This is a genomic window from Erythrobacter donghaensis, assembly GCF_001557325.1.
GTDB lineage: Bacteria > Pseudomonadota > Alphaproteobacteria > Sphingomonadales > Sphingomonadaceae > Erythrobacter > Erythrobacter donghaensis_B.
The window spans coordinates 1-12,090 of record NZ_LSJS01000127.1 but is presented as its reverse complement, the minus strand read 5'-3'; the positions used below and the strand labels follow the sequence as shown (position 1 = coordinate 12,090).

Here is a 12,090-nt window from a genome sequence, read left to right as displayed (position 1 = left end):
CCACCCCGCCGAGCCCGAAAGACCCCCACCGCCGCCTTAGGTTAGTCCGCTCGGAGGTCGGGCATGGTTTCCATGCCTCGCGTGCAACACCCTTGTCGCGCAGCCGGAGGAACGAGCCCGCTGTTTTTTCATGTCCATCGGGGCTCTGGAAGGGGTTGGTGGCAGGGCTTGTACCGAACCACCTCATTAAGTGCTGTATTTTATAGATAAATAATGGATTTTCAGATATATTCTCCCACATTTCCTCCCACATAATGGGTTCCTTGCGACGTACAGTCGTTCGCCTTAGGCGTTTTATCTGACCTCAGAAGGTGCACAATCCATGTGACCGACCGGCTCAACCCGAGCGACAATCGCTGGTTCAACCCCTGAAAGAACGGTACGCGCTAGAGCCAGATCGTGGGACTTTTCGGCCATCAGATTTCAATGTCCTCAATGCCAGCTCTCAAGGCAAAACCGGACATTACGGCTCACTCAGGCATTGACCCTATCGATGCTGTGACTGAGCTGATTGCAAAATGCCGGCGTTGATCACGCATTCGGGAGAGGCCGCTGTCCTCCAATCTGTCTTCAGAGTTAGCCAGCACCCCGTCTCGCCGATTATGGCGTCGCGAAATCAAGGCGGCATCGCAGCCGCGTGACAGCTGACTAGAGCGGCGGCGATGACCTGCCATGCGTGTTCATTAATCGGAAACAAGGCTCCTCTCCCGGCACGAGCTCACCAGTCGCCAAGGCCTAAAATTGGCTCAGATGCGTTGCCTATAGAGGGTCTCGGTGCTCGAGACTTGCCTGCACCATAGACCCCTGCGAGCGACGCACGGGGAAAGACATATTGCTTCGAGCATAGTTTGGCCCTAGCCTTTTCCAGATGTTTGCCCGGCTTGGCCTACTCCTTGTCCTCTGCGCGATGCTCCTTTCGGGCAGAGCTTGGGATGCGCATTTGGCTGTGCACGAGCAGTTGTCCTCTGCCACGGCCGTTCATACGCACCATTCGGACCATGTTCACGCTGTGGACCCGGTGGCAAGCTTCGAGAAGGCGGCGCTTGGGGACGCACCGGCCGATCAGCGGGATCCGGAGAGAGGCCTGACGCATAGTCATGGCTCCATGGCCGGGCATGGCTTCGCCCTGCTTTCCGCCGATCATACCGAATTTGCAGGCCTGCCATCGGCGAAGGAGCTCCATTTTCCGCCGCGTGCATCGCTTGCGGCTATCTCCCGCCCCAACTCGCTTCTGAGACCTCCGCGAACCGCCTGACATCGTTGCACGGTGTCGCCGGCTGCGTCCGGCTGCGCCTTGAGCAGACGTGTCAGGAGCAGGTGAAATGAAGACGATACTGCGTGCCGCACTGCTTGCGGTCACGTTCCTGTCAGCGGGAGCGGCCAATGCCGATACGCTGACCCTCGAAGAGGCGATCCGCCAGTCTGTGGCCAACTCGCCGCTGGGTGCCGCAGCAACAGCCCGGGTGGAAGTGCTGGAGGCCGCGCGCGCGGCTGCTGATACAAAGCCCGCTGCGACCATCGACGGCGCCGTCGAGAACATCGGGACGAATGGTTTCAACCAGTTCCAGATCGATGCCACCTATAATCAACGCATCGAGCGGGGCGGCAAGCGTGCGGCCCGGGTGGCACTGGCCGAAGGCGACATCGGGGTCGCGCAGGCGCAGGGGCTGATCGCGCGGCTCGATCTCGCCCAGAAGGTCCAGCAACTCTACGTCGAGGTGCAGGCCGCGACGCTCGATCTCGAACTCGCGCGCAGCCGGGTGGAGATCGCCGAGGCGCTCCAGAAAGACGTGCAGCGCCGGGTGGACGATGCCCGCGATCCGCTCTTTGCTGGAACGCGCGCGCGAACGCAGCTGGCGGAAGCCAAGGTCGATCTGGAATTGGCCGAACATGCGGTGGAAGCGGCCAAGACCCGCCTTGCCTTGCTTTCCGGACAGGCCGACGACGAGTTCTCGGTTGTGACGGACGCCTTTCTCGACTTCGCGCCGGCAGGCGCAGTGCCGGACGATCTCGCCTCGATCGATCTGGCCTTGTATGAGGCGCGCAGCCGCCGCGCCGATGCCAATATCCGTTTGCAGGACGCGAACGCGCGCACCGATCCGACCGTGTTCGCCGGCCCCCGTTTCCTTGGGACGGGCGATGTCGCTCTTGTTGGCGGCTTCTCGCTGCCGCTATCGAACCGCGCACTCAACCAGGCCAATCGCGACCGCGCCGAAGCCGAGAAGCGCCAGATCGAAGCCGACCTTGCCGTCGAGCGGTTCGAGCGGCGCCGCGCCATTGGCTTTGCCGTGGAGCGGGTCGAGGAAGCGGGCCACGAGGCGGAGGCGATCCGCACCAAGGTCGTGCCCGGCGCCGAGCAGACGCTGCGCGAAGTGCTGGCGGGCTACAAGCGCGGCGGCTTCACCTTTCTCGACGTCTCGACCGCGCAAAACGCTCTGCATGACGCACGCGTGCGGATGGTCGATGCCATGACCGAATATCACCGTGCCAAGGCTGAACTTGATCGCCTGACCGGCCGGTTTGCCGAACTCGTTGGGGGTAACTGACCATGCGCCGTATCTATCTCATCGCAGCCACTCTTCTCGCGGCACCTCTCATAGCCTGCGGTCAAGCGGGCGAGAATGCCGGGACCGCAGAAAGCGCCGAAGCCGAAGCTGCTGCGGCCGCCGATTACGAGCGCGGGCCGCACAACGGGCGGATGCTGCGCGACGGCGATTTTGCCATCGAGGTCACCGTGTTCGAGGATGGCGTGCCGCCCGAATACCGGCTCTACGCCTACCGTGCGGACAAGCCACTTGATCCCAAGGAGGTCAAGGCGCGCGTCATGATCGCCCGGCTCGACGGGGAGAAGACCACCTTCGACTTCGCCCCGCAGGACGATTTCCTGCGCGGCAATGCGGTTCTGGTCGAGCCGCACAGCTTCGATGTCGTGGTCGAGGCGAGTATGGGCGGCAAGACTCACAAGTGGAGCTTTGCTTCCTACGAGGGCCGCGCGACCATCACCGATGCGGCCGCAAGTGCCGCCGGCATCAAGACGGAGACCGTCGGCCCGCAGGCGATCGGCGATACGGTCGAGATCATCGGCCGGGTGGAGCTCGATCCGGCCGGCAGCGCCGAGGTGGGGGCCAAGTATCCCGGCCCCGTGGTGGCGGTGTTCCGGAACGTCGGCGACCGGGTCTCCAAGGGAACGCTGCTGGCGAAGGTCGAGAGCAGCTATTCGCTCCAGACCTACGCGATCTACGCACCGATGGCGGGCGTGATCAGCGCACGCAATGCCAATGTCGGATCGATTGCCGACAGCGAGCCGCTGTTCGTGATTTCCGACCCGGCGCGCACCGTGGCGACCTTCCCGATTTTCCCGCGCGACATCGAGCGGGTGCGGCCCGGCCAGCAGGTCCAGATCCGCGGATTGGAAGGCGAGCGCACGCAGAGCGCGGTGATCCGCGATTTCCTGCCGCTTGCCGATGTCACCAGCCAGGCCGTGACTGCGCGGGCTGCGCTTCCCAACCGCGACGGCTTCTGGCGTCCCGGCATGGCAGTGCGCGGGCTGGTGACCGTCGAGCAGCGCCAGGTGCCGCTGGCAGTCAGGACCGACGCGATCCAGCAGTTCCGCGATTTCCGCGTGGTCTTTGCCAAGATCGGCCAGACCTATGAAGTGCGGATGCTCGAACTCGGCAAGGAAGGGCCGGAATGGACCGAGGTGATCAGCGGCATCAAGCCGGGCACGGTTTACGCCGCCGAGAACAGCTACGTCATCAAGGCCGACATCGAAAAGTCCGGCGCAAGCCACGATCACTGAGAGGCCCCCGGAAATGCTTGAGAAAATTATCGAGCTGTCGATCCGGCAGCGTGTCGCAGTGCTGGTCGCGGTCCTGCTTCTGGCCGCCATCGGGGCCTACAGCTTCGGGCGGCTGAAGATCGATGCCGTGCCCGACATCACCAATGTCCAGGTGCAGATCAATACGGCCGCGCCTGGCTTCTCGCCGCTGGAGGCCGAGCAGCGCATCACCTTCCCGGTCGAGACGGCGATCGCCGGCCTGCCGGGGCTCGAATACACGCGCTCGGTCTCGCGCTACGGCCTGAGCCAGGTGACGGTGGTGTTCGCCGACGGCACCGACATCTATTTCGCCCGCCAGCTCGTCAACGAGCGCCTGCAAGGCGTGCGTTCGACCCTGCCCGCCGGGATCGAGCCCGAACTGGGCCCGATCGCGACCGGGCTGGGCGAAATCTTCATGTATACGATCGAGGCCAAGCCGGGGGCGGTCAAAAGCGATGGCACGCGCTACACCGCGCAGGATCTGCGCACGCTGCACGACTGGGTCGTTCGCCCCCAGCTGCGCAACGTGCCGGGGGTCACCGAAGTCAATTCGGTGGGTGGCTACCGCAAGGAATATGTCGTCGCCCCCGATCCCTCGCGGCTCGCAGGCTTCGGCCTGACGGTCGAGAACGTCATCGCCGCGCTCGAAGCCAACAATGGCAATGTCGGCGCGGGTTACATCGAGCGTTCGGGCGCGCAATACCTGATCCGCGTGCCGGGGCAGGCGCAGGGCGAGCGTGACCTGGCCGGCATCATCGTTGCGACACGCGGCGGCGTGCCGGTGCGGATCGCGGATGTCGCCGATGTCGAGATCGGCTCGGAAATCCGCAACGGCGCGGCGACCAAGGACGGGCAGGAGGTGGTGCTCGGCACCATCTACATGCTGGTCGGCGAGAACGCGCGCGAAGTCAGCGTCGCAGTGGCCGAACGCCTTGAGGAGGTGAACCGTTCGCTTCCCGGCGGGGTTGTCGCCAAGACTGTCTACGACCGCTCCAAGCTGGTCGAGGCCACCGTCTCCACCGTCGAACGCAACCTTGCCGAAGGCGCGCTGCTGGTGATCGTGGTGCTGTTCGTGCTGCTCGGCAATATCCGCGCGGCGCTGATCACGGCGGCGGTGATCCCGCTGTCGTTCCTGATGACCATCACGGGCATGGTGCAGACCAATGTATCGGGCAATCTCATGAGCCTTGGCGCGCTCGACTTTGGCCTCATCGTCGATGGTGCGGTGATCATCGTCGAAAACTGCCTCAGGCGGTTCGGCGAGGCACAGCACAGGCTTGGCCGGGTGCTTGACCGTGAAGAGCGGTTCAAGCTCGCCGCCGGTGCCTCGGCGGAGGTTATCCGCCCGAGCCTGTTCGGCATCCTGATCATCACCATTGTCTACATCCCGATCTTCGCGCTGGAGGGCGTGGAAGGGAAGACCTTCCACCCGATGGCGCTGGTGGTGGTGATGGCGCTCACGGCCGCCTTGCTGCTGTCGCTCACCTTCGTTCCCGCAGCCGTGGCGACCTTCGTCACCGGCCGGGTCGAGGAGAAAGAGAACCGCGTCATGCGCACGGCCAAATCCCGCTATGTCCCGATGCTCGATTTCGCGATCCGTCAGCGCCGGATCGTCGTTGGCGCAGCGGCCGTGCTGGTGGCGCTGAGCGGTCTCGCCGCGACGCGTCTGGGGTCGGAGTTCATTCCCAATCTCGATGAAGGCGACATCGCGCTGCACGCGCTACGCATTCCCGGGACGAGCCTGACCCAGGCGGTGCAGATGCAGAGCGCCCTCGAAGACCGGATCAAGAAGTTCCCGGAGGTCGACATGGTGTTCGCCAAGATCGGCACCGCCGATGTTGCCACAGATCCGGTGCCGCCTTCGGTCGCCGATACCTTCGTCATCATGAAGCCGCGCGATCAATGGCCCGATCCGCGCAAGCCAAAGGCCCAACTGGTCGCGGAGATGAACAAGGCCGTGCAGGAAGTGCCGGGCTCGCGCTACGAGTTCATCCAGCCGATCCAGATGCGTTTCAACGAACTGATCGCGGGCGTGCGTTCGGATGTCGCGATCAAGGTCTATGGTGACGATCTCGATCAGCTGGCGGCAACCGCAGCCGAAATCGAGAACGTGGTCGGCAGCATTGCCGGATCGCAGGACGCCCAGACCGAACAGGTTACCGGCCTGCCGTTCATCCAGGTTGTGCCCGACCGGCTCAAGCTCACCCAGCTCGGCCTCAATGTCGATGATGTCCAGACCGTGGTCGCCACCGCCATCGGTGGTGCCGAGGCGGGGCAGATCTTCGAGGGTGACCGGCGTTTCGACATCGTCGTGCGTCTGCCCGAGCAGCTGCGGCAGGACCCGCAGGTGATCGAGCGCCTGCCCATCCCGCTTCCTAGCGGCGGCGCTGTGCCGCTGTCCGAGGTCGCCAGCATCGAGCGCATTCAGGGGCCGAACCAGATCAGCCGCGAGGACGGCAAGCGCCGCGCGGTGGTGACCACCAATGTCCGTGGCCGCGATCTGGGATCGTTCATCGCCGAGGCGAAGGAGCGGATCGGTGCCGAGGTCGAGCTGCCCGAAGGCTACTGGATCGATTACGGCGGGACCTTCGAGCAATTGCAATCGGCGGCGACGCGCTTGCAGATCGTCGTCCCGCTCGCGCTGCTGCTGATCTTCGGCCTGCTCGTCACCCTGTTCCGGTCATGGAAGGATGCCCTGGTGGTGTTCTCCGGCGTGCCGCTTGCGCTGACCGGCGGGATCGCGGCGCTGCTGCTGCGCGGTATCCCGTTCTCGATCTCGGCCGGGGTCGGGTTCATCGCCCTGTCCGGGGTTGCGGTGCTCAACGGGGTGGTGATGCTGACCTTCATCAAGCAGTTGATGGAGGAAGGCAGCGGGCTGGAGGACGCGATCCGCGACGGTGCACAGGCGCGCCTGCGCCCGGTGCTGATGACCGCGCTGGTCGCAAGCCTCGGCTTCGTGCCGATGGCGCTCAACGTCGGGCTCGGCTCCGAAGTCCAGCGTCCGCTGGCGACCGTGGTGATCGGCGGGATCATTTCCTCGACCATCCTGACCCTCATCGTCCTGCCCGCGCTCTACCGCATGGTGCGCGGGAGGGAGGTGGAGGCGCAACAAGGTTCGGCCATGCCGGCGAACGTGGCATGATACATCTGGGCGGCAAGGGATAGGAGAACCCGATCATGCTATCCGTGCTTGCACACCGCACCTACCGGCATCTGTTTCTGGCGCAGGTCATCGCGCTGGTGGGGACGGGGCTTGCCACGGTGGCCCTCGGTCTGCTGGCTTACGAGATCGCCGGCGCGGATGCGGGTGCGGTGCTGGGCACGGCGCTGGCGATCAAGATGGTGGCTTATATCGGCGTCGCGCCGGTGGTCGGGGCCTATGCCGACAGGCTGCCGCGCAAGGGACTGTTGGTGGCGATGGACCTGCTGCGCGCCGGTGCTGCACTGACGCTCCCGTTCGTCGATGCGGTCTGGCAGGTCTATCTGCTGATCTTCCTGCTGCAATCGGCCTCGGCGGCCTTCACGCCGACGTTTCAGGCGACCATCCCCGATATTCTCCCGGACGAGGAGGAATACACCCGCGCACTCTCGCTTTCGCGCCTCGCCTATGATCTGGAAAGCCTGCTGAGCCCGATTCTGGCCGCTGCGCTCCTGACGGTGATCAGCTTCCACTGGCTGTTCGCGGGCACAGCGATCGGCTTTGCGATCTCGGCGCTGCTGGTCGTCACGGCCGCGCTGCCGCATCGCAAGGCTGCCGCGGCGATTGTCGAGAGTGTCTGGCGCAAGACCACGCGCGGCGCGCGCATCTATTTGAAGACACCCCGCCTGCTCGGCCTGCTGGCCGTGACCCTCACTGCTGCGGCGGGCAGCGCAATGGTGATCGTCAACACGGTCGTCATTGTGAAGGGCATGGGCCGCAGCCAAGGCGATGTGGCTCTGGCGCTTGCGGCCTATGGCGGCGGCTCGATGCTGGCCGCCCTCGCGCTGCCGCGGGTGTTGCAGCACATCGCCGACCGGACGGTCATGCTCACGGGGGCTCTAATCCTCACCGTGACGCTTGGCGGACTGGCAGGTCTGGCGCTCGATTGGCCCCATCTTCTTGCCGGGTGGCTGGTGATGGGTATCGGCTATTCGCTCTGCGTTACGCCGGGTGGCAGGCTGCTGCGGCGGTCATCCAGCGAGGCTGATCGCCCCGCGCTCTTCGCCGCGCAGTTCGCGCTCAGCCATGTCTGCTGGCTGATGGCCTATCCGATCGCGGGGCAGGCGGGCGCCCGCTTCGGCATGACAACCGCCTTGGTCGCACTGGCGGGGCTCGGCGCTGCGGGACTGTTGCTGGCGCTATGGCGCTGGCCGACGAACGACCCCGCCGCATTGGCCCACGACCACCCCGATCTGCCCGCAGACCATCCGCATCTGGCCGGGCATGGCGGTGGGCAACACGCCCATCCCTATGTCATCGACGACTTGCACGGACACTGGCCGGGCCGCTCCTGATCAGGCAATCGCCGCGCGATACCGCGCGTCGACCACCTCCCAGTCGAGATTGGCCATGAAAGCATCGACATAGCGCGCGGCGGCGGTGCCATAGTCCATGTGATAGGCATGTTCATACATGTCGAGCGCGATCAGCGGGGTGCCGGTCACCGCGCCGTGCATGTGATCCCAAGCCCAGTAATTGTGGAGCGACCGGGTGTGCGCGTTCCACGTGAGCACGCACCAGCCCGATCCGCCGGCAAGGCTCATCGCGGTGCGCCGGAACTCGGCCGCCCAGGCATCGTATCCGCCGAACCAGCTTGTCAGCGCTTCGGTGATCGATCCGCCGGGAGTGCCAATCCCGCCGAGCGCGCCGAAATAGAGCTCGTGCAGCACCACCGATCCGGTGCGGTGCAGTTCCTCGCGCTTGAGCCCGGAGTAGGCGACCGGCGGAAATTCGGGATCGGCCATCGCCGCGGCGAGCCGGGTCTCGATGGTATTGAGCCCGCGCACCGAGCCCTGGTAATTGTTCTCCCAGTGCGAGGTGATGAGCTTCTCCGACAGCCCGGTTAGTTTAGCGGGGTTAAAGCGCAGCGGCTTGGGGGTGTGCTTTCCGGCGAAGGCGGCGGCAGCAGAGGCCGGCGCCTGCCCGGCAACGCTGCCATGGGTTGCTACCAGCGCCGCGCCGGCTGCGGAAAGGGCGGCGGTGCCGATTGCCTGCCTTCGGGTAATATCGCTCATATCGTCCTCCTCACGTCGCCAGAACCAGAACCAGTCCGCCCACCCCGCAGGCCGCCAGCACGCGCAGCACCGACCACTTCAAGCCGAAGGCGAGCGTGAAGGCCAGTAGTGCCAGCAAGCCCGCGCGCCAGTCGAAGCTGGCAAGCTCGGGCCAGTAGAGCCGAACCGGGCCGACATGGCGCTGGCCCACCGCGGTAAACAGCACGTGCAGCGCGAACCACGCGGTCAGGTTGCCGATCACCCCCACCACCGCCGCCGTCACCGCTGCCAGCCCGCCTTTCAGCGCCACCGCACGGCCGAGCCGGTCAATCCACGGGGCAAAGGCGAAGATCCACATGAAGCACGGCGCAAAGGTGACCCAGGTCGTCAGCATCGCCCCGAGGAACCCTGCCATCAGCGGCGAGAACGGCTCGGGCGCGCGGAAGGCGGCGAGATAGCCGACGAATTGGGTGACAAGGATCAGTGGCCCCGGTGTGGTCTCGGCCAGGCCGAGCCCGTCGGCCATTTCACCGGGCTGGAGCCAGCCGAAACCCTGCACTGCCTCCTGCGCCATATAGGCGAGCACAGCATAGGCCCCGCCAAAGGTCACCACGGCAAGCTGCGAGAAGAAGGCCCCGATATCCCACAACACATGCTCGCGCCCCAGCGTCGCCGCAATCAGCACCATCGGCGCCGCCCACACTGCGCCCCACAGCGCAATCGAGAAGAAGGTGGTGCGCCATGGCCGCTCCGGCACAGCGTCAGCCCCTGTGGCTGGCTTGAGCGCCAGCAGATCGGGTCGCCTCTTCCCCGCGATCATGCCGATGACCCCTGACCCCAGCACGATCAGCGGGAATGGGAGATCGAAGAAGAACAGGCCGACAAAGGCCGCCGCCGCGAGCCCGCGCTTCAGGCCCGTATCGAGTGCGCGCCCGGCAATCCGCAGGAGAGCTTGCACGACGATGGCCAGCACCGCCGCCTTCACGCCCAGAAACAGCGCTTCGACCCATGCGAGATTGGCGGCGATCGCATAAAGCACCGACAGCGCGAGGATGATCAGCGCACCGGGAATTACGAACAGCAAGCCTGCAGCCAGCCCGCCGCGCCAGCCATGCAGTCGCCAGCCAATCCACGTCGCCAGCTGCTGCGCTTCGGGGCCGGGAAGCAGGTGGCAAAAATTGAGCGCGTGGAGAAAGTCCTCCTCGCTTATCCATTTGTGCTCATCCACCAGCTCGCGGTGCATGAGCGCGATCTGTCCGGCGGGGCCTCCGAAACTAAGGAAGCCGATACGGGTAAACACCCGCAGCAGTTCGGCAAATGTGATGGACGGGGAAGTAGCCAGTGAAGCCAAGATAACCTCGCGCAATTCGCCCCACCGGAAATGGCAAGGCAACGAGGCAACGCTTGGGCCTGTCTTGACCTCGGCGGGAGGTTGCTTAGCCCCGCTGGGGTGCTGTTTAGCGTCCAAATAAAGGGAGATCAAGCAGACACCCGCGCGCCAATCATCCAGCCGCGCCGCTTGTTAGCATCCCTTGCATCCCACTTTTTCAGCAGAATATTATCCGGGTGACGCAGACTGTCAGTATGACCACTGTAAGTGCCTGCAGTCAGGTCGGCCGCCGACATACCGTGCCAAATTGGCCCGGAAACGCCTTTAGCTCGACACAATATCTCGCATCCAGTCGTTGATTTCCGCTTCGACCCATACGACACATTTCGGCCCCAGCGATCGCGATCTCGGGAACCGGCCCTCGCTCATACGCTGATAGATAGCGGAGCGGCGCAGTCCGACCCGGGCGATCACTTCCGGCAGGCGCAAAAGCCTCGCCGGCGGTGCTGCTTCGGGCGGTTGAGGCGTGTGCATTTCATCTGGTGTTGCATGCGGCATTGTTGATCTCACTTGCTTGGGTTCGATCCCCTCCGAACTTTGGCATTTACCGGGGCAGCGACATCGCGATGTCCCGGTCCACAAAATCATCGATGTGCTTGGCAAGCATTCGTGCCACGAGCTGTGAGGTGCCGTTGGCCCACCGAGGCCGCAGATCCTCAATCCGCCGTCCGAGGGTCCGCTGAAGATGGACTGGGAGGCTTGTGAAGAACTCTTCGAGAAATTCGCCCATTTCGCCATGCATCCACTCGCAGGCGAGGTCTTCCTGCCCGGCAAGAGCAAGGATCATCGTCGCGCGGGAGTGCGCTCCACAGGCGGCGAGCACAAGTGCCGCATCGTCGAGCCCGATAGGCCGCTCGCCGCGCGCAAGGCGAAGCAGGGTCTCGCGGTGCATTCCGCATTCACTGGCAATCCTGTGGCGGGGCTTGCCAGCGGCTTCGATCGCATGGGCGAGCACGCGTGCCAGGCTTTCATTGGCCGGTCTGGCGGCGGCGGTTGGATGGTGCATGGGTGTCTCCTTGTATCTGCACTGGTTCGAGTCGCAGGCATATCGCGAAGCACCCCATGTAGGAAAACGAAAAGAACATAAACGGAACATCTCGTTTAGAGGCGAATCAGTTCCTTTATCCGAGTCGTCGCCAAATCCCGCCTCCCGGGACGGCGTTCACCGACACAAAATGACTGATGGTACGCCTTTATCGTCGATTTTATGCGTTCAGCGGGAAAAGATGCGTCCGCATCCTTCCACCTCCAGACGGTATTGCCGCTGAACACTTTCCTACGAACATTTCCTAGATGCATGTGGAACACACAGCGAACGCAAGAACGCTGTGACCACCCCTTCAACCGGAGCTTCACATGCAGTCTCTCACCCTCCCCCGGCGCGCCAGCGTCAAGGGCCTCGGCAAGACCCTCAACATTGCCATCCCGGTCGCAGTCGCGGCGCTTGCGGCGAGCGCCGCCTATGCTGGCGCTGATACGACCTTCACCCCTGCCCTCACCAAGTTCACCGACTTTCTGGAAGGCTCCGGCGGCAAGATCATCACGGTTCTCAGCCTCGCTGGCGGCCTGATCGGTCTGGCGTCCGGGCGCTTTTCGCTCGGCCAGGTCGCCGTTCCGGTGGGTGTCGGCATCGGCGTCGGCACCGGTGTTCCGATCGTCACCTCGGTCGTGACCGCGGTCATCTGAACGC

Annotated in this window: 9 protein-coding genes; 5 read left to right on the top strand and 4 right to left on the bottom strand. The window is 64.4% G+C overall.

All coding sequences use genetic code 11. The features are described 5' to 3' along the window. Window positions 1–1,322 precede the first annotated feature (1,322 nt). Genes AX692_RS06795 through AX692_RS06780 form a run of 4 tightly spaced genes read left to right on the top strand, consistent with a single transcriptional unit; the run spans window position 1,323 to window position 8,311 of the window. Window positions 1,323–2,546, top strand: a complete 1,224-nt coding sequence (locus tag AX692_RS06795; RefSeq protein ID WP_067402155.1) for a TolC family protein — start codon at window positions 1,323–1,325, stop codon at window positions 2,544–2,546. Between the two features lie 2 nt (window positions 2,547–2,548). Continuing rightward, window positions 2,549–3,799: an efflux RND transporter periplasmic adaptor subunit gene (locus AX692_RS06790; protein ID WP_073974479.1), complete on the top strand. Its 1,251-nt coding sequence runs from the start codon at window positions 2,549–2,551 to the stop codon at window positions 3,797–3,799. A 13-nt stretch (window positions 3,800–3,812) separates the two neighbouring features. Beyond that, window positions 3,813–6,959, top strand: a complete 3,147-nt coding sequence (locus tag AX692_RS06785) for an efflux RND transporter permease subunit (RefSeq protein WP_067402159.1) — start codon at window positions 3,813–3,815, stop codon at window positions 6,957–6,959. A gap of 35 nt (window positions 6,960–6,994) precedes the next feature. Continuing rightward, entirely contained in the window at window positions 6,995–8,311 is a 1,317-nt protein-coding gene (locus tag AX692_RS06780; RefSeq protein WP_067402161.1) for an MFS transporter, read from the top strand. Here the strand turns inward: AX692_RS06780 and AX692_RS06775 are convergent, their stop codons facing one another. The 4 genes from AX692_RS06775 to AX692_RS06765 form a co-directional block, all read right to left on the bottom strand. Further along, window positions 8,312–9,031, bottom strand: a complete 720-nt coding sequence (locus AX692_RS06775; protein WP_081095187.1) for a superoxide dismutase — start codon at window positions 9,029–9,031, stop codon at window positions 8,312–8,314. Between the two features lie 10 nt (window positions 9,032–9,041). Next, entirely contained in the window at window positions 9,042–10,310 is a 1,269-nt protein-coding gene (gene chrA / locus AX692_RS06770; RefSeq protein ID WP_230959521.1) for a chromate efflux transporter, read from the bottom strand. A gap of 354 nt (window positions 10,311–10,664) precedes the next feature. Continuing rightward, entirely contained in the window at window positions 10,665–10,898 is a 234-nt protein-coding gene (locus AX692_RS18950; protein WP_419470483.1) for an AlpA family phage regulatory protein, read from the bottom strand. A gap of 46 nt (window positions 10,899–10,944) precedes the next feature. Beyond that, window positions 10,945–11,292, bottom strand: coding sequence for a transcriptional regulator (locus AX692_RS06765; protein WP_230960724.1), 348 nt, complete (start codon window positions 11,290–11,292; stop codon window positions 10,945–10,947). A gap of 464 nt (window positions 11,293–11,756) precedes the next feature. Here AX692_RS06765 and AX692_RS06760 point away from each other — a divergent pair, with 464 nt between their 5' ends. Then, window positions 11,757–12,086 (top strand): hypothetical protein, encoded by a 330-nt coding sequence (locus AX692_RS06760; protein ID WP_054725555.1) that lies wholly within the window; start codon window positions 11,757–11,759, stop codon window positions 12,084–12,086. Window positions 12,087–12,090: the final 4 nt, after the last annotated feature.

Bases quoted from the DNA above. Each gene is read 5' to 3' on its own strand.
- AX692_RS06795 (WP_067402155.1), top strand. From the start codon at position 1,323: ATGAAGACGATACTGCGTGCCGCACTGCTTGCGGTCACGTTCCTGTCA.
- AX692_RS06790 (WP_073974479.1), top strand. From the start codon at position 2,549: ATGCGCCGTATCTATCTCATCGCAGCCACTCTTCTCGCGGCACCTCTC.
- AX692_RS06785 (WP_067402159.1), top strand. From the start codon at position 3,813: ATGCTTGAGAAAATTATCGAGCTGTCGATCCGGCAGCGTGTCGCAGTG.
- AX692_RS06780 (WP_067402161.1), top strand. From the start codon at position 6,995: ATGCTATCCGTGCTTGCACACCGCACCTACCGGCATCTGTTTCTGGCG.
- AX692_RS06775 (WP_081095187.1), bottom strand. From the start codon at position 9,031: ATGAGCGATATTACCCGAAGGCAGGCAATCGGCACCGCCGCCCTTTCC.
- AX692_RS18950 (WP_419470483.1), bottom strand. From the start codon at position 10,898: ATGCCGCATGCAACACCAGATGAAATGCACACGCCTCAACCGCCCGAA.
- AX692_RS06765 (WP_230960724.1), bottom strand. From the start codon at position 11,292: ATGCACCGCGAGACCCTGCTTCGCCTTGCGCGCGGCGAGCGGCCTATC.
- AX692_RS06760 (WP_054725555.1), top strand. From the start codon at position 11,757: ATGCAGTCTCTCACCCTCCCCCGGCGCGCCAGCGTCAAGGGCCTCGGC.